The organism is Pseudomonadota bacterium (assembly GCA_026388275.1).
Classification (GTDB): Bacteria; Desulfobacterota; Syntrophorhabdia; order Syntrophorhabdales; family Syntrophorhabdaceae; genus JAPLKB01.
The window spans coordinates 90,070-113,517 of the sequence record JAPLKB010000009.1 but is presented as its reverse complement, the minus strand read 5'-3'; the positions used below and the strand labels follow the sequence as shown (position 1 = coordinate 113,517).

24 protein-coding genes are annotated in these 23,448 nt (G+C 40.1%); 6 read left to right on the top strand and 18 right to left on the bottom strand.

Translation table 11 applies throughout. The features are described 5' to 3' along the window. Window positions 1-105 precede the first annotated feature (105 nt). From dut to NT010_02025, 11 genes are all read right to left on the bottom strand, one after another. Entirely contained in the window at window positions 106-606 is a 501-nt protein-coding gene (gene dut / locus NT010_02075; protein ID MCX5804844.1) for a dUTP diphosphatase, read from the bottom strand. Beyond that, window positions 594-1,862, bottom strand: a complete 1,269-nt coding sequence (locus tag NT010_02070; protein ID MCX5804843.1) for a pitrilysin family protein — start codon at window positions 1,860-1,862, stop codon at window positions 594-596. Before NT010_02070 ends, dut begins: the two co-directional genes overlap by 13 nt. Window positions 1,863-2,010: 148 nt before the next feature. Next, on the bottom strand, window positions 2,011-4,104 hold the full coding sequence (gene pnp, locus NT010_02065) for a polyribonucleotide nucleotidyltransferase (protein ID MCX5804842.1): 2,094 nt from the start codon (window positions 4,102-4,104) through the stop codon (window positions 2,011-2,013). A 21-nt stretch (window positions 4,105-4,125) separates the two neighbouring features. After that, window positions 4,126-4,395: a 30S ribosomal protein S15 gene (gene rpsO / locus NT010_02060; GenBank protein MCX5804841.1), complete on the bottom strand. Its 270-nt coding sequence runs from the start codon at window positions 4,393-4,395 to the stop codon at window positions 4,126-4,128. 11 nt (window positions 4,396-4,406) lie between these two features. Then, window positions 4,407-5,291, bottom strand: coding sequence for a tRNA pseudouridine(55) synthase TruB (gene truB / locus NT010_02055; protein ID MCX5804840.1), 885 nt, complete (start codon window positions 5,289-5,291; stop codon window positions 4,407-4,409). Then, entirely contained in the window at window positions 5,288-6,241 is a 954-nt protein-coding gene (locus NT010_02050) for a bifunctional oligoribonuclease/PAP phosphatase NrnA (protein MCX5804839.1), read from the bottom strand. The genes truB and NT010_02050 overlap by 4 nt, the downstream gene beginning before the upstream one ends. Beyond that, on the bottom strand, window positions 6,225-6,575 hold the full coding sequence (rbfA, locus tag NT010_02045; GenBank protein MCX5804838.1) for a 30S ribosome-binding factor RbfA: 351 nt from the start codon (window positions 6,573-6,575) through the stop codon (window positions 6,225-6,227). The genes NT010_02050 and rbfA overlap by 17 nt, the downstream gene beginning before the upstream one ends. Further along, complete coding sequence (locus NT010_02040) at window positions 6,565-6,864, bottom strand: DUF503 domain-containing protein (GenBank protein ID MCX5804837.1); 300 nt, start codon at window positions 6,862-6,864, stop codon at window positions 6,565-6,567. The genes rbfA and NT010_02040 overlap by 11 nt, the downstream gene beginning before the upstream one ends. A 5-nt stretch (window positions 6,865-6,869) precedes the next feature. Next, window positions 6,870-9,470: a translation initiation factor IF-2 gene (infB, locus tag NT010_02035; GenBank protein MCX5804836.1), complete on the bottom strand. Its 2,601-nt coding sequence runs from the start codon at window positions 9,468-9,470 to the stop codon at window positions 6,870-6,872. Between the two features lie 88 nt (window positions 9,471-9,558). Next, window positions 9,559-10,821 carry a transcription termination factor NusA gene (gene nusA, locus NT010_02030; protein ID MCX5804835.1) on the bottom strand — a complete coding sequence of 421 codons (1,263 nt, stop codon included), beginning with the start codon at window positions 10,819-10,821 and terminating at the stop codon, window positions 9,559-9,561. Window positions 10,822-10,830: 9 nt separating this feature from the next. After that, window positions 10,831-11,250 (bottom strand): ribosome maturation factor RimP, encoded by a 420-nt coding sequence (locus tag NT010_02025; GenBank protein MCX5804834.1) that lies wholly within the window; start codon window positions 11,248-11,250, stop codon window positions 10,831-10,833. A gap of 247 nt (window positions 11,251-11,497) precedes the next feature. Between NT010_02025 and NT010_02020 the strand changes: the two genes are divergently transcribed. The 4 genes from NT010_02020 to NT010_02005 all read left to right on the top strand — a co-directional run bounded on the left by NT010_02020 (window position 11,498) and on the right by NT010_02005 (window position 14,894). Continuing rightward, a complete protein-coding gene (locus tag NT010_02020) occupies window positions 11,498-12,826 on the top strand; it encodes a UDP-glucose/GDP-mannose dehydrogenase family protein (GenBank protein MCX5804833.1) in 1,329 nt (442 codons plus the stop codon). Window positions 12,827-12,867: 41 nt separating this feature from the next. Further along, window positions 12,868-13,878: an SDR family oxidoreductase gene (locus NT010_02015; GenBank protein MCX5804832.1), complete on the top strand. Its 1,011-nt coding sequence runs from the start codon at window positions 12,868-12,870 to the stop codon at window positions 13,876-13,878. A gap of 79 nt (window positions 13,879-13,957) precedes the next feature. Then, the gene (locus NT010_02010; protein ID MCX5804831.1) at window positions 13,958-14,122 is read left to right on the top strand and encodes a hypothetical protein; all 165 of its coding nucleotides are present in this window, start codon (window positions 13,958-13,960) and stop codon (window positions 14,120-14,122) included. 103 nt (window positions 14,123-14,225) lie between these two features. Continuing rightward, the gene (locus NT010_02005; GenBank protein ID MCX5804830.1) at window positions 14,226-14,894 is read left to right on the top strand and encodes a class I SAM-dependent methyltransferase; all 669 of its coding nucleotides are present in this window, start codon (window positions 14,226-14,228) and stop codon (window positions 14,892-14,894) included. A gap of 7 nt (window positions 14,895-14,901) precedes the next feature. Here the strand turns inward: NT010_02005 and NT010_02000 are convergent, their stop codons facing one another. From NT010_02000 to NT010_01970, 7 genes are all read right to left on the bottom strand, one after another. Beyond that, window positions 14,902-15,186 carry a hypothetical protein gene (locus tag NT010_02000; GenBank protein MCX5804829.1) on the bottom strand — a complete coding sequence of 95 codons (285 nt, stop codon included), beginning with the start codon at window positions 15,184-15,186 and terminating at the stop codon, window positions 14,902-14,904. Continuing rightward, window positions 15,183-15,839 (bottom strand): HAD family hydrolase, encoded by a 657-nt coding sequence (locus NT010_01995; protein ID MCX5804828.1) that lies wholly within the window; start codon window positions 15,837-15,839, stop codon window positions 15,183-15,185. Before NT010_01995 ends, NT010_02000 begins: the two co-directional genes overlap by 4 nt. 28 nt (window positions 15,840-15,867) lie before the next feature. Next, window positions 15,868-17,214 (bottom strand): sigma-54 dependent transcriptional regulator, encoded by a 1,347-nt coding sequence (locus tag NT010_01990; GenBank protein MCX5804827.1) that lies wholly within the window; start codon window positions 17,212-17,214, stop codon window positions 15,868-15,870. A gap of 115 nt (window positions 17,215-17,329) precedes the next feature. Further along, a complete protein-coding gene (locus NT010_01985; GenBank protein MCX5804826.1) occupies window positions 17,330-18,916 on the bottom strand; it encodes an ATP-binding protein in 1,587 nt (528 codons plus the stop codon). Next, window positions 18,906-19,325: a Spy/CpxP family protein refolding chaperone gene (locus NT010_01980; GenBank protein ID MCX5804825.1), complete on the bottom strand. Its 420-nt coding sequence runs from the start codon at window positions 19,323-19,325 to the stop codon at window positions 18,906-18,908. Before NT010_01980 ends, NT010_01985 begins: the two co-directional genes overlap by 11 nt. Then, on the bottom strand, window positions 19,322-19,702 hold the full coding sequence (locus NT010_01975; protein ID MCX5804824.1) for a glycine zipper domain-containing protein: 381 nt from the start codon (window positions 19,700-19,702) through the stop codon (window positions 19,322-19,324). The genes NT010_01980 and NT010_01975 overlap by 4 nt, the downstream gene beginning before the upstream one ends. A gap of 122 nt (window positions 19,703-19,824) precedes the next feature. Beyond that, window positions 19,825-20,334 (bottom strand): Spy/CpxP family protein refolding chaperone, encoded by a 510-nt coding sequence (locus NT010_01970; protein MCX5804823.1) that lies wholly within the window; start codon window positions 20,332-20,334, stop codon window positions 19,825-19,827. Between the two features lie 389 nt (window positions 20,335-20,723). Between NT010_01970 and NT010_01965 the strand changes: the two genes are divergently transcribed. Both NT010_01965 and NT010_01960 read left to right on the top strand, forming a co-directional pair. Further along, a complete protein-coding gene (locus tag NT010_01965) occupies window positions 20,724-22,763 on the top strand; it encodes a PAS domain S-box protein (GenBank protein MCX5804822.1) in 2,040 nt (679 codons plus the stop codon). Beyond that, on the top strand, window positions 22,760-23,392 hold the full coding sequence (locus NT010_01960) for a response regulator transcription factor (protein ID MCX5804821.1): 633 nt from the start codon (window positions 22,760-22,762) through the stop codon (window positions 23,390-23,392). Before NT010_01965 ends, NT010_01960 begins: the two co-directional genes overlap by 4 nt. Window positions 23,393-23,448 lie beyond the last annotated feature (56 nt).

Below are 23,448 nucleotides of genomic sequence, written 5' to 3'. Positions count from 1 at the left end.
GATGTACTATATAGTACACCTGCGTCGGCTCGTCGTCGTCGCCCGGGTACCCTCTGGGTGCTATAAATGAATCCGAATTGGTATCATAATAAATCTTTAAATGATTCACTTCTTTGAACTTCCTGTATATGGGATGCCAAACGATATTTGTAAATTTTCGGTCAAATTGATGCCTGTGGAACCAAATCCGCCATCTCCCCTTACTGTTTCGGGCAGTTCTTCAACTTCTATCCAGTTTGCCCTGATGACGTGCTTAAATACCATTTGAGCAATCCTGTCCCCTTTTCGGATAGTAAAGGGTTCTCTGCCGAGATTTATAAGCAGAACCTTTATCTCGCCTCTGTAATCACTATCTATAGTGCCCGGCGTGTTCAGGATTGTAATTCCGAATTTATGTGCAAGGCCACTTCGCGGTCTTATTTCTGCCTCGTACCCTTCCGGGATACCTATATATAAACCCGTATCTATAAGCATCCTCTCGAACGGCATCAGGGTTACAGGTTTATCTATAAAAGCCAGCAGGTCCATGCCTGAAGAAGCTTCCGTGGCATGTTCCGGAAGTATAGTCCCTTCTTTTGCAGTAATTAATACCTTCAGTTCTTCCATATATCTTCGACACTCTTTTCATCTGTTTTATTTATTCTGCCAAGTATCGTAAGTGGTATGTTATGTAAATCCTCGAAGATTTCCCTTGCTATACTGTCTACATCGGCTTTTCTGATGCTGTCTATTTCCCGGATAGTTTCTTTCAAGGGTATATACTCACCAAAGTAAATCTCGTTTTTTGCAAGCCTTCCCATTCTGGCTTCAGAACTCTCCAGCGATATGAAGAGATTTCCTTTTATGTGTTCTTTGGAGAAAGCAAGCTCGCTTTCAGTAATACCATTATCCCGTATCCTGCTGATTTCTTCTTTTACAAGGGTCAGAACTTCTCTCATAGATTCATGTGATGTTGAGGTTGATATACCGAATGTACCAATATCATGGTAACAATTAACGTAAGAATAAATGTTATAGACAAGCCCCCTTTCCTCTCTTACTTCCTGGAAAAGATGCGAGCTCATGCTCCCACCCATAATGGCATTAAGCACATAAAGGGCATATCTCCTCTTGTCAATCTGGCTTACGCCTTTTGTTCCGATACAGAGATACATATGTTCAAGATCTCTTTCATAAATATTTACATTTTTGCAGGGAACAGGTTCAATCATGGGTATCTCTTGAGATTCCCGTTTTTTTACATCGCAAAAAAGCTTTTCCACTTTTTCCACAAACACATCATGGTTAATTCTGCCGGTTGCGGTTATGATCAGGTTGTCCGGTGAATAATAGGTTTCAAGATGTTTTATGAGTGCATCCCTTGTAAATAGCTCTATATTTTCCTCTTTGCCAAGGATAGGTAATCCGAGAGAATGCCCTTTAAAGTAAGACGCATTGAACATATCGTATATGTATTCTTCCGGGTTATCCTCGATCATTTTTACTTCCTGCATTATCACATATTTTTCCTTTTCGATGTCGTCATCTTTAAAAAGAGAATGTTTATGCATATCTGATAATATATCAAAGGCAAGGTCCATGTCTTTTCTAAGCGTTCGTGCATAGAAGCAGGTATATTCCTTGCCGGTAAAAGCATTTATTGTTCCTCCGACAGCATCCATATCCTTTGCAATATCAAAGGCGGTACGTTTTGACGTTCCTTTAAAAAGCATGTGCTCTATAAAATGAGAAATACCGTTATTTACCTCGTTTTCGTTCCTTCCTCCAGTTTTCAGCCACAGCCCCATGGATATGGTTGGGAAATACGGAATAGATTCGGTTACTATGCTGATACCATTTGTTAATGACGTTTTTTTATACATTTACTTTATTGTCCTTATATTTAAATTGGGATGCAAGACGCATCAGATAAAATTTAGAATTCTGATATTAATATTCAGGAATCAGAAAAAATTCAAATCTTTCATACGAGATTCTTAATTCTGACTCCTGAACTATTTCAGGAAGCTGTCATGCATCCTTTGGCCAACCCTTCTCTTCATTCAGTAATGCTTTTCGTGACAACTTAATTCTACCGTTCGGCTCAACAGCTATGACTTTTACCATAAACTCGTCACCTTCTCTGGTAACATCCGACGTCTTTTTTATGTAGCCGTCGGCAAGCTGGCTGATATGGACAAAGCCATCCACTCCTGGCGCTAGTTCGACAATGACACCTGCATCCAAAACTTTTACAACCTTTCCGAAGTAGGTCTCGCCTACCTCTACTTCTTTGGTCAATTTTTGTATTATTTCTATAGCCTTGGCTGCGGATTCTTCATCGGGCGAGGCAATCGTTACAGTGCCTGAATCATCTATGTCTATTTTCACGCCTGTCTGCTCTACGATACTCCTTATCATTTTTCCACCAGGGCCGATAACGTCCCGTATCTTGTCAGTTTTAATTTTGATGGTAAACATTCTCGGTGCATACTGGGATATTGATTCTCTCGGGCCCGGCAACGTCTCAGCCATAATACCAAGTATCTTTTCTATGCCTTCCTGCGCCTGGGTAACTGCCTTTGACATAATCTCTTTGGTTATGCCTTTTATTTTTATATCCATCTGAATGGCGTTAACACCTCTTTTTGATCCTGCTACTTTGAAATCCATATCTCCAAGATGATCTTCATCACCCAGTATATCGGTAAGAACTATTTCCGTTTCACCTTCTTTTACAAGACCCATTGCAATACCTGCCACAGGCTCTTTTATCGGCACTCCGGCATCCATCAGCGATAAGCAACCGCCACAGACTGTTGCCATAGAAGACGAACCGTTGGATTCGAGAATTTCCGATACAATTCTTATTGTGTAAGGAAAACCATCTCTTTCGGGCAATGTCGGCGTAAGAGCTCTTAAGGCAAGGTTGCCGTGACCTATCTCGCGTCTCGATGGCCCTCTCAGCATGCCTACTTCACCCACAGAGAAAGGCGGGAAATTATAGTGCAGCATGAAGTTTTTATATATTTCTCCTTCCTGCAAAGATTCAATCTTCTGTTCATCATCAGAAGTTCCCAGGGTTGTTATTGCCAATGCCTGGGTCTCTCCTCTTGTGAAAAGGGCCGAACCATGCGCCCTGGGAAGCACGCCGGCTTTGCAGGTAATATTCCTTACTTCGTCAGGCGATCTGCCGTCTATCCTTTTCCGGGTTGTAAGGAGTTGTTGCCGCAGAATATCTCTTATAATATCTTCGAATATCATAATTATGATGCTTGCTTCTGTTCCCTCATATTCCTTTACCAGATTGTCGCGAATCTCATCCTGCTTGCTGTACCTTTCAAGTTTGTTTCTTATGGCAAAAGCTTCAATCAGATCCTGCTCAATTTTGCCCCTGATTTGATCCTTTAATCCATCAGGGATTTCAATTTCCTGGACTGCCATTTTTTCTTTGCCACAGAGTTCTTTTAATTTTTCCTGGCATTCTATTAAAGGCAGCAGGCTTTGATGGCCGAAATGGATTGCTTCTATAAGATCATTGCTGGGTGCAAAATCTGCCGCGCCTTCGACCATTAATATAGCTTCTTTTGTTCCTGCTACAATTATATCTATATCGCTTTCTTCAAGTTCAGCAGCAGAAGGATTTATTATAAAGGCCCCTTCTTTTCTTCCTATTTTTACTCCGGCCATGGGACCGCCGAAGGGTATCTGTGAAATAGTCAATGCACAGGAAGCGCCGATAATACCGAGTATTACCGGATCGTTCTCCTGATCGACAGAAAGGACATTTACTATTACCTGAGTTTCGTTTCGAAAACTCTTTGGGAATAAAGGCCGCAGTCCTCTGTCTATAAGGCGGGCCGTAAGCGTCGTTTTATCCGAATTCCTGCTTTCTCTTCTCAAAAAGCCGCCTGGTATTCTCCCGGCAGCGTAGGACATCTCCTGATAATTTACCGTAAGGGGAAGAAAATCCCTGTCAGATGGTCTTTTGTCTGTAACTGCCGTGACGAGTACTACGGTATCGCCGTATTGTACCAGCACACTGCCGTCAGCCTGTTTCGCAACACCGCCCGTACTTATTGTCAGTGGTCTGCCTGCATAATCAATTGTAATATGTTCTTCCATATAATATCTTCCTTTTTTGTTTTATTTTCTTAATCCGAGTTTTTCGATGACTTTTTTATATCTGTCAACATTTTTTTGTTTCAGGTAGCTAAGCAGCTTTCTCCTGCTTCCGACAAGGATAAGTAATCCCCTCCGCGAATTATGGTCTTTAGAAAACTTCTTAAAGTGTTCAGTCAGAGATTTAATCCTTTCTGTAAGAAGCGCAATCTGAACTTCAGGAGAGCCTGTGTCCTTTTCGTGGGTCTTAAAGCCCTCTATGATCGTCCTTTTCTCTGTAGTTTTTAGTGCCATGTAAAGCCTCCTTAATGGTTTATCAATCTTTTGATTTTAATCGTCTTCGAAGTCAGATCTGTCATACCGATCCCTATGAGAATACCCTTTTTATTGAGTAATTTCGTTGTTTCACCATCTCTCCATTCCCTTGCATTGCCCAGTAATGGAATGGGCATCCCGTTTTTCATGAATCGTTCGAGAGCATCCATCACCAAAATCTCATTAAAAGATTTTAAAACATTTTCCAGCGATATTAAAGAGTTTAATATATCTTCTTTACTGTTGAAACTTTCTATGTCCGTGCTCATGTCATGAGTAAATTCACCATGCCGCGTCCTTTTTAAAGAGAACAGGGTTGCACCACAACCAAGCATGCCCCCAAGATCGTTTGCGAGCGCTCTGATATATGTTCCCTTGGAGCATACAACATCTATATCAATATAGGGGTGTGAATAATCAAGAAGTTCTATACTGAAAATCTCAACTTCTTTTTGGTGCGGATCCATAGCTATCCCTTTGCGCGCCAATTTATACATGGGTTTCCTGTGGATTTTCTTAGAAGAATAAATAGGGATCTGCTGGGTAATTTTACCTTTAAATCGGCCCAGCAGGGATTCTATGGTTTCTTTTTCAAATTTATCAGGTGTTGTTGTGGTAAGCACCCTTCCTTCAATGTCAAGGGTATCTGTTGTGACCCCCAGAAGAAGTTTTGCTCTATAGGCTTTTACTTCATTTTCAAAAAAAGGTATTAGTTTTACACCTTCGTTAATTGCAACAGGTAAAACACCTGTAGCGTTTCTATCAAGTGTTCCGATATATCCTATCTTTTGGAAGGGGCTTAAACTTTTCAGTTTTCTAATAACATCATATGAGGACATGCCCACGTCTTTATTGACAATTAAAAAACCATTCATATAAATTCCTTAATAAAGCATTCGTTAAGCTTATCCTTTACTTCTTCAAGTGACCCATCTATTGTACAACCTGCTGCTTTTTTATGGCCGCCGCCGCCGAAGGTTCCACAGATTGCAGCAACATCTGCAAGCCCTTTTGACCTCATACTGATTTTATACTTTTGTTTATTAATCTCTCTTATTAAAATTGCCGCTTCAACACCTCTGATTTCCCGCAAATATTCTACAAATCCATCGGAATAATCCTTATCAGTGTTGGTCTTTTTAAACATTTCCTCAGTTACATATGCCATTACCACCCTATCCTGAAAGTATGTTTTCATTGTCGAAAAGACCAGACCAAGCAGTAAATATCTTTCTTTCGGGTGATTTTCGTAAACCATCTGGGACACATAAACAGGCTTTACACCAAGTTTTGTCATCTCCTCACAGATAAGAAATGCCTCGGAACCTGTATTATCGTGTCTAAAAGAACCTGTATCCGTTAAAATTGCGGTATATATGTTTATTGCCATATCATATGTGATTGTTATCTTTAATGTGCGAAAGAGCTTGTAAAGTATTTCAGCCGTAGATGAAGCACTTTCATCCATAAGGTTAACAATACCGAAGGTTTCGTTTGTCCTGTGGTGGTCAATATTTATAAAAGAACCCATATCTTTCAACTTTTCGAATCCGTCTCCTACCCGGTGGAGGTTTCCGCAATCAAGGACAAAAATTGCATCGTATTGACCAACCGGAAACTCATGGGTCATCTGTAGCGGTTTCGGCAAGAACTCATACATGTAAGGCACCTGATCTTTTAGAAAAACAGTTACTGTTTTACCAAGTGCTTCAAGCGCATAATACATTGAAAATGCCGAACCCAGAGCGTCACCATCAGGATCTTTGTGGGTAGTTATGAGGAAATTATTCCCTTTATATATAAGCTCTCTAATTTTCTCTATCATGAGTTTCCTTTTTTATAATTTCTTCAATCCTTGCAACCTTTTCATAGGAATCATCAACGATAAAGGTAATGTCTGGCATATACCGCAGCTTCAATCTCTCTCCCAGCAGGACTTTCATATATCCTTTGGCTCTTTTCAGGGCCTGAATTGTTTTCTTTTTTTCCTCATCGTTTCCGTATATTGAGTAAAATACTTTTGCATACCTGAGGTCTTCAGTCATTTTCACATCGAGAATAGTGATGAATCCTAATCCCGGATCTTTAATATCTCTCTGGATCATCAAAGAAATTTCCTCGCGAAGGAGGTCCTGAAGCTTAAGCCGTCTATATCTCATTGCCTATTACTATAATTTCCGTCCGGGTGTCTATTATTTCACCTATATATAAAGACTCTATGTATGCATAAATATTCTCGATAGCCGAGTTTACATGGTCTTTTTTTACCCCGACTACTGAAAATCCTATCTTTGCCCTTTGCCAAAGGTTTGTCTGTTCTATTTCCATAATAGATATGTTAAATTTTAACCTTGTTTTTTCTACTATCCTTTTTACCGCATGCCTTTTGTCTTTTAATGAATGATTTTCCGGTAAAAAGATTTCTATGCTTGAAACACCGACTACCATTTTCTTTAACCATCAAGAGTTTGTTTTTCCTTCTCCTCTATGAAAAGAACGAGGGTGTCTCCTTCCTGAATGTCGTTGAAATTTTCTACTGAAATGCCACATTCATACCCTGTCAAAACTTCTTTTGCATCGTCCTTGAATCTTTTGAGAGATGCCAGCTTACCTGTAAACAGGGTGTTATTATTTCTCAAAACCTTCACAAAAGCATTCCTGGTAGCCTTTCCTTCAACCATATAGCAACCGGCTATTGTGCCAAGTTTTGAAACACTAAATACTTTTCTTACTTCTGCTTTTCCAATATTTGTTTCTACAATTTTCGGCGCCAGCATTCCTTCCATGGCCTTTTTCAGGTCATCGATCATGTCATATATTATGGAATATGTCCTGATCTCTATCTTCTCATGCTCGGCTAATGATTGCGCTTTTCCCACCGGTTTTGTGTTAAATCCTATAACAATTGCCCCTGATGCCATGGCAAGGTTTATATCCGTTTCAGTAATCGCACCAACACCGCTGTGTATGACTTGAATTTCTACAAGCTTGTTGGACATTTTATCCAGCGTTTCAATAATTGCATCTATCGTTCCTCTTACATCACCTTTGACTATTAAATTCAAAACTGTTTTTTCAGATTCGCCCATTTTAGTATAAAGCTCTTCCAGGGTTGTTCTTGAATTCTTCAAAGCTCCTTGTTCTTTCAGCTTTTCCTGTCTGAATTTTGAAAGCTCCCTTGCATAGCCTTCCTCTGTGGTAACAATAAACCTGTCACCGGCATGAGGAACATCATGAAAACCCACTACCAGTACCGGGGTGGAAGGAGGTGCTTTCTGTATCCTGCGCCCCTTATCGTCGAACATTGCCCGCACTCTTCCGAACATACTTCCTGCAATAAAAGGATCCTGAATTTTAAGAGTTCCCTCCTGGATAATAACAGTTCCAACAGGGCCATGGCCTTTATCAAGTTCAGACTCAATAATAATACCTTTGGCCGCCTTATCAGGGTTTGCCTTTAATTCAAGCATCTCTGCCTGGAGAACAATCAATTCAAGAAGTTCCTTTATGCCCTCTTTCTTTTTTGCAGATATCTTTGCAAATAATGTCGTACCTCCCCATTCTTCGGGTAAAAGGCCAAAATCAGCAAGGTCCTTTACAACTTTATCCGGGTTTGCATTCTGTTTGTCTATTTTATTAATTGCAACAATTATGGGAACATTTGCAGCTTTTGCATGATTCATCGCCTCGATTGTCTGAGGCATTACACCATCATCAGCAGCTACAACAAGAATCACGATATCGGTAACTCTGGCCCCCCTTGCCCTCATAGCTGTAAAAGCTTCATGCCCGGGGGTATCTACAAAAGCAATTGCTTTCCCATTTACATCAGCGACATATGCTCCTATATGTTGAGTAATACCACCAGCTTCTCCTTCAGCCACTTTTGTGTGACGTATTGTATCGAGAAGCAGGGTTTTACCGTGATCGACATGGCCCATTATAGTTACCACAGGCGGCCTGGGCTTCAGATTTTCAATACTTCCCTTTTCATCTTCTTCCTTTGCTATAAACTCATCTTCTATTGAAAGGGATCTTTCCGTCTCAAAACCTAACTCTGTTGCTATAAGATATGCAGTATCAAAATCGACAGTCTGGTTGATCGTCGCCATCACCCCAAGGGCCAGCAGCTTTGTAATAATTTCCTGGGCTTTTACACCCAGTTTCTTTGCCAGCATATCAACCTGAATTCCATCACCGATTTTTATAGTCTTTTTTGCCGGTTTTATCTCAAGTCGTTTTTCCTCTTCCGCCTTTCTTTCAGCACCCCTTTCACGCCTGTCTTTTCTGAAGATCGCGGGCTTTCCTTTTTGTCTTCTGAAAGAATAGAGATCTTCTTCTTTTATGATTACCTTTCTTTTAAGGGGACTTTTCTTTTTTAGTTTTTGTTCTTCAAGTTCCTGTTCTTCAAGCTTTTTCAGAAGTCTTTCTGTTTTTTTCTTTTTCCGTTCCTCTTCTTCCTTTTCCTTATCGCCAAGAGTAACATCCTTTTCAAGGTCATGTTTATATGCCTCTTCCAGTACCTTTGTAATCTCTTTCTTTTTTTCTTCGGCAATAACTTCTATATCGCCCTTCAGTTTTTCTTCCTGAAACTCCTCAGCAACTTCTTCTTTTTCAACCTCTACCATAACAACTTCAGATGGTGATGATGATTTTTTACTTAAAGCTGCCTCTTCAGTTTCCTTTGGCTTCTTTGGCTTCAATATCAATTTATCGGTAATATCCGGCGCTTTTTCTTCCTTTTCTTTAATTAATTTTACTGGTGCTTTTTCTAATGGTTTTGTTTTTTCTTTTGGTGTCTCTATTTTTTCTGCTTCCACAGGAGGGGTGGGAGGTGGTTGAACCCTTCTCCTTATGATTGCTGAAGCGATTCTTTTCTCTATTACTGTTCCGCCTGGAACTGTTGATTTATCGTCTTTCTTTTCCTGAATAACTTCTTCTTTGTCTTTGTCCTTATCCTTCTCTTTAACTCTAACCCCGATGTTTTTCAGTTTAGTCAGTATTTCATCATCGCTCATCTTATCGGTAAGGGTTGTCAATTTTATCTTCGCCATATAATTACCTAAGTCCTTGATTGTTCAGGGTTCACGGTCAACAGTAATAACAAAAGACCTTGCCGTAAACCGTGAATTTTATTTATCTTTAAACGCTTTCTTTACTTTTAGTTCCCGCGAGATTCATTAGTGATTTTGCTTTATTAATAATCCGCGTACAATCCTCAACAGAAATGCTCGTTATTTTATTTAATTCTTCCGGCGTTAGCTTGGCTATATCCCGCATATCTCTTAGATATTCATCATGCAAGACTCTTGCAAGTATTTCACTGACCTCCAAGTCCTCCATAAGCTCGTCTATTATTCTCTGAGATGTTTTTTCTACCTCTGATTCGCTGCTTATATCTATTTTCCAACCTGTTAGTTTTGAAGCAAGCCTGACGTTCTGGCCTTTTTTCCCTATTGCAAGGGAAAGCTGGTCATCATTAACAATAATCTCCATTGAGTGTTCTTCTTCATTGATATATACCTTTGATACACGCGCAGGGGCAAGGGTGTTGCAAACAAATTTTGCAACATCTTTTGTCCATGGTATTATATCTATTTTTTCGCCTCTTAGTTCCTGAACTACTGCCTGCACCCTTGAACCTTTCACGCCAACACAGGCTCCTATCGGGTCAACATCAGAATCTTCACTGTATACTGATATTTTTGCCCTTTCTCCGGGTTCTCTTGCAGCGCTTATAATTTTTATAATTCCTTCCTGAATCTCCGGCACTTCCAGCTCAAAGAGCTTCTTAAGAAAATCAGGGTGTGTTCTTGACATAAGGATTTTGCAACCCTTTTGATCCTTTTCCGTATCAATAATACATGCTTTAATCCTATCCCTTTGATGGTAATTCTCACCCGGGATAGTTTCTTTAATCGGAAGGAGGGCTTCTGTTTTTCCTAAATTAACAATATAAAGATTTTTTTCTACTCTTTGTATCACACCCGTTACTATTTCGCCCTTTTTGTTTTTATATTCGTTATAAATCACATCGCTCTCTGCATTTCTTACTTTTTGCAGAATTACCTGTTTTGCTGTCTGTGCTGCAATCCTTCCAAGGGAAGATGTGTTCATTTTTATGCCTATACTGTCTCCTACCATGCAATCAGGATCATGGATCTTTGCATTTTCGATAGGTATCTCTGAATCCGGATCATTTATTTCCTCAACAACTGTTTTGAACTGAAATACTTCTATCTCTCCAAGTTCTTCATTGTAACGCGCTTCCAGATCAAGGTGGTTGCCAAATTTTTTCTTTGATGCTGAAAGGATTGCCTCTTCAAGTGTTGCGATGAGCGTCTCTTTAGATATACCCTTTTCTTTTCCCACCTGTTCAATAACATAATTTAAATCAAAATACATAGTTACTCCTTAAATCCCGAAATCCAAATGTGCCTTTTTTATATCACATATTGGGATTGTAAATATACCAATTTTTCCCCTGATCTCGACCTCATCTTCAGTTATACGGATAATTTCACCAGAGAACTCATTTCTTTCCTGCAATGGTTTCATGGTTATTATTCTGCATTGTTTTCCAATATATCTCTTAAAATCACTAATATTTTTTAGTGGTCGCGTAAGTCCGGGCGAGGAAACTTCGAGCGTATACTGATGTTCGATAATATCTTCTATATCAAGGGTTCTGCCAAGCTCCCGATTAACTTTTTCACAGTCCGAAATTGTTACTCCACCATCTTTTTCAATGTATATTCTCAGCAGCCATCTTTTTCCTGATGGTCGAAACTCGATGTCAATAAGCTCTAAGCAGTCCTCTTCGAGGATAGGCATTAAAATACGTTCGATATTGTCTATTGTTTTCCTTTCGGATACCATTGTCCCAAAAATTAAAAAAGCGAGTCGAGCCCACTTTCATGTATACTTTTTAACATAATACCAATGGCAATGCAAATAAAATACAGAAGACAGATGTGGGAGAGCGGCAACAAGCCTGTTACCTTAAATCCTAATCTTCTGTATTTCCTGTTGACTTTAATGAATATTGCAGGGTAAAAGTAAAGAAAAAGCAGGAGGTTTCATGCATATTTCTGTTATTGGTGTAGGATATGTTGGTCTTGTAACAGGTGCTTGTTTTGCAGAAACAGGCAATGATGTTATATGTTTGGACATTGACAGCAAGAAGATAGATAAGCTATGCCAGGGGATCATACCCATTTATGAACCCCAACTTGAAGAAATAGTAAAAAATAATATCAAGGAAGGAAGGCTAAGCTTTACAACAGATATAAAAAAGGCAGTCGATCACGGCTTAATTATGTTTATCTGTGTTAATACACCTCAGGACGAAGATGGCTCTGCAGACTTACAGTATGTGATGGATGTTGCAGCCAGCATCGGTAAGGCAATTGAAAAATACAGAATAGTTGTAGTGAAATCAACAGTACCCGTAGGGACATGCGAAAAAGTTAAGAATGTGATAACAGAAGAGTTGAGGAAACGTGGAGTTGATGTGCCATTTGATATTGCCTCAAATCCCGAGTTCTTAAAAGAAGGCGTGGCAGTAGATGATTGTATGAAACCGGAAAGGGTAGTTGCTGGCGTGGAACACAGCAGGGTGGAAGAGATTTTGCGGGAGCTCTATGCACCTTTTACAAGAACAGGGGCTCCGTTTCTTGCCATGGATGTAAAGTCAAGTGAGATGACAAAGTATGCTGCCAATTCGATGCTCGCAGCAAGAATATCTTTTATGAATCAGATTGCAGGAATATGCGAAAAGCTTGGCGCTGATGTAATGATGGTCATGAGGGGTATGGGTAGTGACTCGCGTATCGGGCCGAAGTTCTTGTTTCCCGGCGTGGGGTTTGGCGGTTCATGCTTCCCGAAAGATGTGAGGGCACTCATAAAAACATCGCAGGACCATGAATACGAGCCCTCCATATTAAAGGAGGTAATGCATGTCAACGACCATCAAAGAGTTTCCTTTACAGATAAGGTCATGGCATTTTACGGCGGCAATGTAAAAGGCAAAAGGTTTGCCGTATGGGGGCTTGCATTTAAACCCAACACAGATGACATGAGGGAAGCTCCTTCGATTTATATAATAAACACTCTTACAAAAGAAGGGGCATTTTGTAAGCTTTTCGATCCCAAGGCAATGGAGGTTGCATCACGGTATTTTGAAGGAAATCCGGATGCCGGTTTTGCAAAAAATCAATATGAAGCACTTGAAGGTGCAGATGCCCTGATCCTTGTCACAGAATGGCTTTCCTTCAGAGAACCGGACTTTGAAAGGATGAAGCTCCTCATGAAAGCTCCTGTTGTGTTTGACGGAAGAAACCAGTATAATCCGAAAACAATGGCAAAAATGGGTTTTAGCTATGTTTGTATTGGAAGACCGGTCGTCTAAGGATCGAACAGGGCTGAATATTAAAGACTGGAGGAATTAAAATGTATAATTATTGCACATATAATTCCCCTAAAAAGGTGCTTGTCACCGGCGGAGCAGGTTTCATCGGTTCTCACCTGTGCGACAGGCTTATTAAAGACGGGCATGAGGTTTTATGCCTCGATAATTATTTTACCGGTGCTAAAGAAAATATCTCACACCTTTTTGGTCATCCCCGGTTTGAACTTATCAGACACGACATCACTCAGCCTATCCACCTTGAGGTTGAATGGATATTCAATCTTGCCTGTCCTGCAAGCCCTATCCATTACCAGTATAATCCTGTCAAAACAACGAAAGTGAATGTCCTTGGTGCTCTCAACGTACTCGGCCTTGCAAAGAGGGTAAGGGCACGTGTAATGCAAGCATCTACAAGTGAGATATACGGCGATCCTGAAATCCATCCGCAGAAGGAAGAATACTGGGGGAATGTTAACCCCATCGGCAGAAGAAGCTGCTACGATGAAGGCAAACGTGTGGCAGAGACGCTCTTTTTCGATTATTTGAGACAAAATAAGGTGGATATTAAGGTTGTACGTATTTTCAATACTTACGGACCACGCATGAGGCCGGATGACGGCCGCGTGATAAGTAATTTTATCATCGAGGCACTTAATAACAATCCGATCACCGTTTACGGAGAGGGGGTTCAGACACGGTCTTTTTGTTATGTTGATGACATGATTGAAGGTATGATCCGTATGATGGACTGTGAGACCGGGGAGCATGAGAGGGGAAGGGATTACACAAAATCATACCTTTCCGGATTTCCCGGGCCTGTAAATCTTGGTAATGCTCAGGAAGTTACAATACTGTCAGCAGCAAAGAAAATAATCGGGATGTCCGGTTCGAAATCAGATATAATTTTCGAAAAATTGCCGGAAGATGACCCGAGGAGAAGATGCCCGGATATCTCAAGGGCAAAGAAATACCTTAAATGGCAACCAAAGGTATCACTGGAAAAGGGATTGTCTAAAACAATTGAATTTTTTATATCTAAAATAAAAGGGTAATATTATAAAAAGAGAAGAAGAGCTTGCAGCAGCCGGTTGGGAAAAAAGATTCATTGCTTGCGAGCCAAGACTTTCAGAAATGGCTGAAATGTATAATGATATAGGGTTTGAAGTACATCTTGAGCCATTGCCTCCCAAGGAAGAAATGGACATCGAAAGCTGCGATACAAGCGGTTGTACAGCCTGTTTTGATGTGGACAGGGAACGCTACAGGATAATATTTACAAGACCGAAAATGAGGTAGCAGCAAGTAATAGTTTATATGGTTTAATGTTAATGTAGAGACAGTTGATTTTTTAAAGACTTTTATCTGATACATTTTAGAGAAAATAAAATTTGGTGAATATTTGAACTTATTTGTAAGAAAAAAACGCAGAATCGATGACGATCCAAGAATTTATGTAAAAAAAGATATATCTATAGAAGATTTTATACGAGTTAATGACCAGTCGTACGAGTATAGAGAGAAGGCGCTCCCTGCTGCTTTAACAGTTGAATTCTGGAAAGACAGCGGTCTTGTAAATTTTTTATCGGACGACCGTTTTTTAAAAAGTGAAATTCTTGATGTCGGATGCGGCAGCGGTGAGATAGATATCATTATAGCCGCCAGGGGTTACAGTATTACGGCTATTGATATATCGCCATATGCAATACAACTGGCAAACAAACTTGCAGATAATTTTCCGGAATACAAGGAAAGGCTTAGTTTTTTAGTCGGCAACATCGAACAGATTGATTTCAATAAGAAATTTTCATCGGCCATCATTTCTCATGCCCTTGAACATGTAATTAATCCGGAGAAGATGATGGAAAAGGTTATCAACCTTTTAAATCCCGGATCGTATATTTTAGTGGCAGTCCCGAACAAAAAAGCATGGAACGACAGGACCCACTTACGACATTTCAGTAAACGAAGTCTAACAAAATTCCTTTCTCAATATTCACATGAACTGGACATTAAAATAGATAAAATAGAAAAAATGATTTTTGCAGTGTTAAGGATTCCTGATAACTAAAAGAGACTCATTTATCTGATTTTTTAAAGATATTTTCCCATAACTTTTCGGCTTCTTCCTTGTCTGATTTCTTTGTCTGATCGTCCTTAAACCTGAAATATTCACAATAATTTGCCCTGTCTTTTTCTTTTACGTAATCTGCCTGAGGCTCCCTGCATTTGTTGGCTTTGCCTTCATCATAGAAGATACAGTTCAGACAAACATGGAGATCTGACCTGCACTGCGGACATTCTTCTCTGAAGGATATTTTTTCAATAGTAACCGGCTTTTTGCACTTGAAACATATTCTCATAACTTATCCAGAAGCTCCAACAGGCTGTTAATAACTCTTCCGTTATTTTCTCCTGATCCCTGGCCCTCTTTCCCGGATTTATAATTTTTGAAGTAGTATGCCTCTATTCCCATGTCTGATGGGACTTGAAAATCAAAGATTTCATGGTCTCCCACATGTATAATCTCTTCAGGCAACACACTCAGCATACTGCATATCTTTTCATAGAATGCCGTTTCTTTTTTTACCATATTATAATCTGTCGTTGCTGAAATGCTATGGCTGAAGTAGCGGGCAAGGTTTGTATATTCAAGCTCTTTCTCAACAAATATACGGGCTGCATTAGAGGCTATGATAAGTATGTATTCTTCTTTTAATCTTTCGATAACCTCTTCTGCGCCGGTAATAGGCTCAATAAATGATTCATACTTTTTCAGGAGTTCGTCTGCCGTAACACTTAAGTCAAACCTCTTCAGCCAGTAATCTATATTGTACCAGAGGATGCTGGAATCGCCGACAGACGCATATTCTTTCATAATTAGCGTCCTTGCATCGTCAAAGGGTATTGAATACTTTTTCGCATAAGATTCGGGTATGCCATGATTCCACACCATATCCCCGAATCCGGCACTGACGAGAGTTCCGTCAAGGTCGAATGAGACTACCTTTTTCATGGGCGAAGTATATCATTTTTTTATTTACTTATCTTGCAATATTATACTTCTTTATCTTATACCGAAGCATACGTTCACTTATTCCTATAATTGACGCAGCCCTTGTCTGGACCCAGTCGGCTTTCGTGAGGGCTTCCATTATCATCTTCCTTTCTGTCGCCCCAACCACATCCCTGATAGTTCCTTCCGTAACAGACTGTTCGCCTTCAGCCAGAGACGGCAAATCCTCCTTTGATATATATTCGCCTCTTGTAAGCACGACAGCCCTTTCGATTATATTCTCAAGTTCTCTTACATTACCTGGAAAATCATATTTTATCAGTGTGTCCCTTGCTTCTTTTGTAAATCCCTTAATTGTTTTCTTATGCCTGTCATTATATTTTTTAAGGAAAAAATCGAGAAAAAGCGGGATGTCCTCCTTTCTCTCCCTCAAAGGAGGTATATCAATAGCAACTACATTCAATCTGTAGAAAAGGTCTTCCCTGAAGGCTCCCTTCTTAACCTCTTCTTCAAGATTTTTATTGGTTGCCGTTATAATCCTCACATCTACCCCTACAGGGCGCAGCCCGCCCAGCCGTTCAACCTCCCTTTCCTGTATTGCCCTCAGCAATTTTGATTGGAGCAGAAGCGGTATATCGCCTATTTCATCGAGAAAGATTGTCCCTTTGTTTGCCAGCTCAAATTTACCCGCCTTTCTTTGATAAGCCCCTGTAAATGCACCTTTTTCGTATCCGAAGAGCTCGCTCTCAAGTAAAGTGTCGGGTATTGCAGCACAATTTACTTTTACGAGGGGCTGGTTCAGCCTCTCGCTTAAACCATGGACAAGGTTAACGATAACCTCTTTTCCCACACCGCTCTCACCTCGAATAAGGCAGGTAGAATCTGTTTTTGCAATTCTTACAACAAGACTTACAACATTTTGCATCTTTTCGCAGGAATAAATAAAGTTTTCAGCTTTAAGCCTGTCTCTCAGCGTTTCCTTCAGCACCATATTCTCACGCACTAAGTGCCGCTTTTCTTCTATCTTTTTCAACTTAAAAATCAGATCGTCAAGATCTATGGGCTTTGTTAAATATTCAGCAGCACCTGCCTTCAAAGCATTCACCGCATTTTCTATGCTTCCAAAGGCTGTAATCATGATTATTTCCACTTCAGGATTTATTTCTTTAAACTCTTTGAGAAGAGAGAGGCCATCCGTATCGGGCAGTTTATAATCGAGCAAAGCAATATCAAGAACTTCTTCCTTAAACCTTTCGATTGCTGTCTTCCCATCTCCGGCTTCCTTTACTGAATAACCTTCTTTTGTTAAAAAACCTCCAAGGAGCGATCTCTGTGTATCCTCGTCCTCAACAATTAATATATTTGCCCGATCCATATTTTTACCCCCTTCAGAGCCCAGGAAAATGGTTTACACATGCCAGTTCGCAGCAGCTGCTCCTGTTCTTGCTGCAGGCTGTAAACCATGAACGGATTCATTGTCTTTTGCCTTCTCATTCTCTTGTTTTCTGCCCTTCTGCAGGCGGTTGATTCATAGGCATGGTTATGACAAATGTCGTACCTTTTCCTTGCTCGCTGAAGGCACTTATATCACCGCCGTGATCTTTAATGATCATGTACGAAATGGGTAACCCTAATCCAATTCCCTTATCCTTCGTAGTATAATAATATTCGAATATCCTGTGAAGCTCTTTTTCATTAATGCCTGCACCAGTGTCCTTTATACTTATATCTATATTCCCATCCTTGACAGATGTTGTTATCTTAATGGATCCTCCGTTATTTATTGCTTCAATCCCGTTCAAAACAATGTTGTAAAAAGCCTGTTTAAGCCTTTCTTTTTGCGATTGAATCATTATGTCATTGTCTGCCTTGCTGATAATTATATCAATCCCCTTTGAAGCAGCCTTTTCCCTGAGAATGACAACTACCTCCTCAATAACATTATCAAGGTTTTCCTGCAGAAACGGTGCATGGGATTTGGTTGAAAGAAGAAACTCTTCAACGATCCTGTCAATCCTCGACAATTCGTTTCTTATAATATCAATAAATTGATAATATTCTTCTTCTTTTTCTTTTGCAGGCGTAAATTCCCTCTTTAGCCTTTGTATTGACATGCTCATAGCATTCAACGGGTTTCGTATCTCATGCGCCATTCCTGAAGAAAGCTTACCGAGCGACACAAGTCTCTCTTTCATCTCAAGCTCTTTTTCAAACTCACGCAACCTCTTAGCATGCCTCCTTTCCAGAAGAAATATTGCATAAGTACTTACTGCACCAGATATTGCCAAAAGCACAAGGATAAAGAGAAAATTCATAGTAGTTCTTTTTAATATATCCCGGGCAAGTCCTTTTGACACAAGTATCTCAACTATAAACTTCGGAAGATATTTTGAATCCAGCGGCATAGACACAACGTAAGCCTCTTCCCTGTTGCCATTGGAAGATATATAAGGAATTCCCTTTGCATCATATATATTAATACCATCAATATTGAATCTCTTTTCCTCTGCTTCTACAATTTCCTTTAAGGTAAGTTTTTTCCTTAGCGCATCAAGCTCATCTTCATCAAGACTGAAGAAAACTGCGTTGCCTTTTGTTTTAATGCCCATTGTAAAAAATTTATCTCCTTTGCCCGGCGTTTTAACAAAGGTTTCCTTTTCCCCTGATTGAAATGTCCTGATATAAGACATCGGTACCCTTACCAATCCCTTTTTCGTAATAGTTTTGCCGTCCCTGTCTATCACTATGATATTCGAAATAGGCATCTTTTCTACATCCATGCTTTCTATATTTCTAAAAAAGTTGTAAAGATCGTCAATTATCGCCTCGTCATAAACCATAATATTCAGAAAATTAGGCGTAATGATTGATGGAGATTTTTCAAGGAGGTTTAAGTATTCAAGATTTATATCTATTTCCCTCTTAAGATGATTAAAAATGATCTCCCCTTCGTTTTTGAGCAGGGCCTCGATATTTTTCTTTATGATTCTTATTTGAAAATATCCGGTTATTGTGATGAGGGAAAAGAGTATAGCAAACAGAAGGGAGGGAAAGACGAATGTCTTTTTATCTCCCATATCCTCTTAATCCCAGGGGACGCATTGATCTTTTTCTCTCGGAACCGCAGAAGCTATCATATTTTTCGCGCTGTTCTTCATTTAATATGCGTGAGATTTCTCCCTTGTATTGATTGTACAGGTTTTCACGTGAGATTTCTATTTCCAGTATTTCGTTCTGAAGTTTCTCAACCCTGTCTCTGTTGAGCGAGGGGTTCCTGTACAAATCCCTCAGCTCCAACCTTTTTTTAATAACTTCTCTCCCTGATGCGCGCCATTCATCCATATATTTTCTCTTTATATCTTCCACTGCAGTCCTTTGAACCTCTGAAAGCTTCAAACCCTTCTCAAAGTCAAAATATGAATGCTGGCCGTAGAGTGGAGACGCAAGAAGAGTAGAAAACAGGAGTACGGCGCTTAAAAATTTCATGGATTTATAGGCACCCACGCTCTATGGGTAGGAACCCATTTTCCGCCAACCCACTGCCCCGGAATTTCAACCCACTGCCCCGGAGGATTTTCAATGCCTGCAGGAGATGCATAAGTTGAGTTCTGCCTTTGCGCAGCAGCTATCTGCTGGTCAGTATTATTCTGATCTACTGCATTTCCTGCAATCGCACCGGCAAGGGCTCCTCCGGCAGCGCCTATTAGCGTACCAGCAGTATTGTTGCCTATAATCTGACCTGCTATTGCCCCAAGTCCAGCTCCGATTGCCGCACCTTTCTGGGTATTATAACCGTTGGATGCACAAGAAAATGTTAAAAGTCCTGTTATAAGTATTAAGATAACCAACATATTTGTCTTCATATTTATTACCTCCTTATTAGTTGAGTAGTCAAGTAAGTTGAGAGGTAGGGGGGTGGTTATTCGGGGGGTGACCGTACTCAACTTACTCAACATACTCAGCGTTAATTCATTTGCGCCTATCTCTAGCTTCTGCCCGGGCCAAATTCTGCACCCTGTCCGCATGGTCCACGGCCTGCACCTTTTCTACCGAATCCGGGGCCATATGAAGTCTCGCTCAACTTTTTAATCTGTTCCGGCGTCAGGATCTTTCTCTGCTCAAGCCTCATCTGGGTCATTTTGTCCTGCATACTCTGCCTGAGGGTATTAAGTTCCTTTTGCTTTGCAAGCAGTGTTGCTTCATCTGCCTTCGGGTCAGCATAGAGGCTCTTCAGTTCAATACGCTTCTGAAAAAGTTCATACCGCAATTTTTGTGTGTCGTTATGGAACTTTTCTTTAGTCAGCCACATCTTCTCAATCTGTTCCTTTGAAAGATTCAGATTTGCTGCCATACCCATACCCATAGGTCCTTCGAACCCTGCACCCTGACCACCACATCCACCAGGACCAAATCCTCCTTTATGTCCAAAGGCGAATACTGTTGTGGTAAGTGCCAGAAAGAGCACTACCATTATACCTACATGCCATCTTTTCATTGAAACCTCCTGTAAAATTTTATTCGATACATATCATTCTAAAAAGCAATAGCCGTGCCAAAATCTGGAATATTGTAATTAGCTGTAATTATAGTTGTTATTTTATGGTGAACAAGATATGATCAATTTTTTAAGGTATGAATTGTCGAACTCGGCAGGTTAATTCGACAATTATGTCTAATTATAATCAGTTCAATAAATTATACCTGAACATACAACTCAAAAAAGGCGTTTAAGTTCTTTAGCCAACAGGCAAAACTATTCTGCTTGGCTTTATAATATTAATGAATTTTCAAATTCACCGATTAAACATATGTATAATAATATGACAAAATGGAAAGGAAACGATATAATACTTAAAATTCATGGGATAAGCAGGGGTTTAATCCATGGGATATGAAGAAAAAACCAGGGAACAACTTATAAATGATTTACGCAGCAGCAAAAATCGTTTTCACGCCTTTTTTAACCTTCCTTTAATCGGTATAGCTATTGTTTCACCTGATATGCAATGGATTGAAGTAAATGACTGTTTCTGCGAAATGATAGGGTATTCACGGGAAGAACTTCTCGAAATCACCTGGGCATACATTACACCAAAGGAAGAATTGGAACAGGAATTAAATGAATATTACAACCGGATTTGTTCAGGGGAAATTACAGGTTATACGTTGGAGAAACATCTTGTCAGAAAAGACGGTGTCATTATCGACACTGTAATTTCAGTTAATTCTGTTCAAAAAAACGATGGTTCTATTGATTATTTTGTTGTCCTGATTAAGGATATTTCCGAAAAAAAACACGCAGAAGAGTTGTTAAAAGAAAGTGAGAATAAATTCCATCTGCTTTTTGAGAAATCTCTTGACCCGGTAGTTTTACTTCATCATTATAAATACATAGATTGCAATGAAGCAGCTGTCAGGATCATGGGGTGCTCCAGCAAAGAGGAGCTTATAGGGCTTTCTCCTGAACAGACATCCCCTGAGATGCAGCCTGACGGAGAAGTATCCATTGTAAAAGCAAGGAACTTAATAGCCCGAACCATGATAGAAGGGAGCAGCCGTTTTGAATGGTTGCACAAAAAGATAAATGGCGAAGAATTCTGGTCGGATGTTTCCCTCACAGTCATCACTATTGGCGGTAAAGATTTTATTTATGATGTGTGGAAGGATATTACAGATCGTAAAAACATGGAAGTAGCCCTTAAAAAAAGCGAAATACGATACCGGCGGATGTTTGATCATAATCCTTTGCCTGCTTTTGTCTTTGATTTCAATACCCTTGAAATTATTGATGTCAATGAGGCCGCAATTATCCATTATGGGTACACCTATGAAGAATTTACAAATATGAAGGCCACGGAACTTCATCCCCCCGGAGACGTTTCATCTGTCCTCTCACATTTAAACAAGCCTAAGCTTGGTAAAACAAAGGGGCCATGGAAACATGTCAAAAAAGACGGGACTCTCATTGACGCTGAAATTTCAGGGCACACATTGGAATTCTCTGGTAAGCTATGTAGAATTGCGATTGTAAATGATATTACGGATAGAAAAAAGGCCGAGGAGGAACTGAAAATATCTTATGAGCAGCTCCGTATACTTTCAACCCACATCAATAAAGCAAGGGAAAAAGAACGAAAAGATGTGGCAAGGGAATTACATGATGAGCTGGGACAGATACTTACAAAATTAAACATGGATATTTCCTGGATAAAAAAAAGAATATTCTCGGAAATTGAAAATACATTGTTTTTCGAGAAGGCAGATGCCATGTCCGTACTTATAAAACAGGCAATTAAAAGTGTGCAAAAAGTTTCTGCCGAATTAAGGCCTGTTATCCTTGATGATTTCGGGCTTTTGCCTGCCCTGGAATGGACTGTCAATAATTTCAAAACACAGACCGATGTAGATGCCAAAATAACGATAGGGAGCAACATAGATTTTGATGGAGAACGCTCCACCCAAATCTACCGCATTGTTCAGGAATCGTTAACGAATGCTGCCCGCCACGCATCGGCTACAAAATTAAATGTACGCCTGGAAAGGGAGGGCAACAATATAGTTCTGGAGATAAAAGACAACGGAAAAGGTATCTCAGATAAGGAAAAAACTGATCTGCATTCCTTCGGCATTCTCGGCATGAGAGAAAGGGCAATTATTCTCGGCGGGGAATTCATAATAAACGGCGTCAGAGGAAAGGGAACTACGGTGAGGGTGAAGATACCCCTTAACTCACGTAGTGAGCAAGAAGGGGAGGCCGGGGCACCCACCACAGCAGGTCGAGCTTTGCTGGTGGAGGGGGCTACGATAGCAGGTAAGCAAGGTGTCAAAGTGCTGAATAGCTCAAACAGTGAGCGAGAAGGGGAGGCTCCGACAGCTTTGCTGGTGGAGGGGGCGACGATAGCCCCAGTAAAGGATATGCAATGATTAAAATTCTTATTGCCGATGACCATACTATAGTCAGGGAAGGACTCAAACAGATTGTTGCAGAGGTGCCGGATATGGAAGTTGCCGATACAGCAAGCAATGGTCAGGAAGCTTTGAATAAGGCATTAAAAAATGATTTTGATGTAATTATCCTGGATGTTTCCATGCCCATAAAAACCGGTTTAGATGTTTTAAAAGAACTGAGAGAAAAAAAGCCGGGGCTCAATATCCTTATGTTGAGCATTCATCCTGAAGAACATTATGCATTGCGGGTCCTTAAGGCAGGCGCATCAGGCTATCTGACAAAGGAAAGTGCCCCGGATGAACTGATCACAGCAATAAGACGTATATCCCAGGGGAGAAAATACATTACACTGTCATTAGCTGAAAAATTGGCACTTGATGTTGAACATCCTAAGGAAAAGCTTCTCCATGAAATATTGTCAGAACGGGAGCATAAGGTAATGTGCATGATCGGTTCAGGAAAGTCGATGAAAGAGATTGCATCAGAGCTTTTTCTTAGCATAAAAACCATCAGCACATACAGAGCCCGCATTCTGAAAAAAATGAACCTCAAAAATAATTCCGAACTTATTCGCTATGTTGTTGAAAACAACATTGTGGGATAAGTAGGAATTATCCTACAAGACATTCAGCTATTTCCTACAAGAAATTCAGTGCTATT

What these genes read in the sequence shown, in the direction of transcription:
- dut (MCX5804844.1), bottom strand. Translation starts at nt 606, where the DNA reads ATGGAAGAACTGAAGGTATTAATTACTGCAAAAGAAGGGACTATACTT.
- NT010_02070 (MCX5804843.1), bottom strand. Translation starts at nt 1,862, where the DNA reads ATGTATAAAAAAACGTCATTAACAAATGGTATCAGCATAGTAACCGAA.
- pnp (MCX5804842.1), bottom strand. Translation starts at nt 4,104, where the DNA reads ATGGAAGAACATATTACAATTGATTATGCAGGCAGACCACTGACAATA.
- rpsO (MCX5804841.1), bottom strand. Translation starts at nt 4,395, where the DNA reads ATGGCACTAAAAACTACAGAGAAAAGGACGATCATAGAGGGCTTTAAG.
- truB (MCX5804840.1), bottom strand. Translation starts at nt 5,291, where the DNA reads ATGAATGGTTTTTTAATTGTCAATAAAGACGTGGGCATGTCCTCATAT.
- NT010_02050 (MCX5804839.1), bottom strand. Translation starts at nt 6,241, where the DNA reads ATGATAGAGAAAATTAGAGAGCTTATATATAAAGGGAATAATTTCCTC.
- rbfA (MCX5804838.1), bottom strand. Translation starts at nt 6,575, where the DNA reads ATGAGATATAGACGGCTTAAGCTTCAGGACCTCCTTCGCGAGGAAATT.
- NT010_02040 (MCX5804837.1), bottom strand. Translation starts at nt 6,864, where the DNA reads ATGGTAGTCGGTGTTTCAAGCATAGAAATCTTTTTACCGGAAAATCAT.
- infB (MCX5804836.1), bottom strand. Translation starts at nt 9,470, where the DNA reads ATGGCGAAGATAAAATTGACAACCCTTACCGATAAGATGAGCGATGAT.
- nusA (MCX5804835.1), bottom strand. Translation starts at nt 10,821, where the DNA reads ATGTATTTTGATTTAAATTATGTTATTGAACAGGTGGGAAAAGAAAAG.
- NT010_02025 (MCX5804834.1), bottom strand. Translation starts at nt 11,250, where the DNA reads ATGCCTATCCTCGAAGAGGACTGCTTAGAGCTTATTGACATCGAGTTT.
- NT010_02020 (MCX5804833.1), top strand. Translation starts at nt 11,498, where the DNA reads ATGCATATTTCTGTTATTGGTGTAGGATATGTTGGTCTTGTAACAGGT.
- NT010_02015 (MCX5804832.1), top strand. Translation starts at nt 12,868, where the DNA reads ATGTATAATTATTGCACATATAATTCCCCTAAAAAGGTGCTTGTCACC.
- NT010_02010 (MCX5804831.1), top strand. Translation starts at nt 13,958, where the DNA reads ATGGCTGAAATGTATAATGATATAGGGTTTGAAGTACATCTTGAGCCA.
- NT010_02000 (MCX5804829.1), bottom strand. Translation starts at nt 15,186, where the DNA reads ATGAGAATATGTTTCAAGTGCAAAAAGCCGGTTACTATTGAAAAAATA.
- NT010_01995 (MCX5804828.1), bottom strand. Translation starts at nt 15,839, where the DNA reads ATGAAAAAGGTAGTCTCATTCGACCTTGACGGAACTCTCGTCAGTGCC.
- NT010_01990 (MCX5804827.1), bottom strand. Translation starts at nt 17,214, where the DNA reads ATGGATCGGGCAAATATATTAATTGTTGAGGACGAGGATACACAGAGA.
- NT010_01985 (MCX5804826.1), bottom strand. Translation starts at nt 18,916, where the DNA reads ATGGGAGATAAAAAGACATTCGTCTTTCCCTCCCTTCTGTTTGCTATA.
- NT010_01980 (MCX5804825.1), bottom strand. Translation starts at nt 19,325, where the DNA reads ATGAAATTTTTAAGCGCCGTACTCCTGTTTTCTACTCTTCTTGCGTCT.
- NT010_01975 (MCX5804824.1), bottom strand. Translation starts at nt 19,702, where the DNA reads ATGAAGACAAATATGTTGGTTATCTTAATACTTATAACAGGACTTTTA.
- NT010_01970 (MCX5804823.1), bottom strand. Translation starts at nt 20,334, where the DNA reads ATGAAAAGATGGCATGTAGGTATAATGGTAGTGCTCTTTCTGGCACTT.
- NT010_01965 (MCX5804822.1), top strand. Translation starts at nt 20,724, where the DNA reads ATGGGATATGAAGAAAAAACCAGGGAACAACTTATAAATGATTTACGC.
- NT010_01960 (MCX5804821.1), top strand. Translation starts at nt 22,760, where the DNA reads ATGATTAAAATTCTTATTGCCGATGACCATACTATAGTCAGGGAAGGA.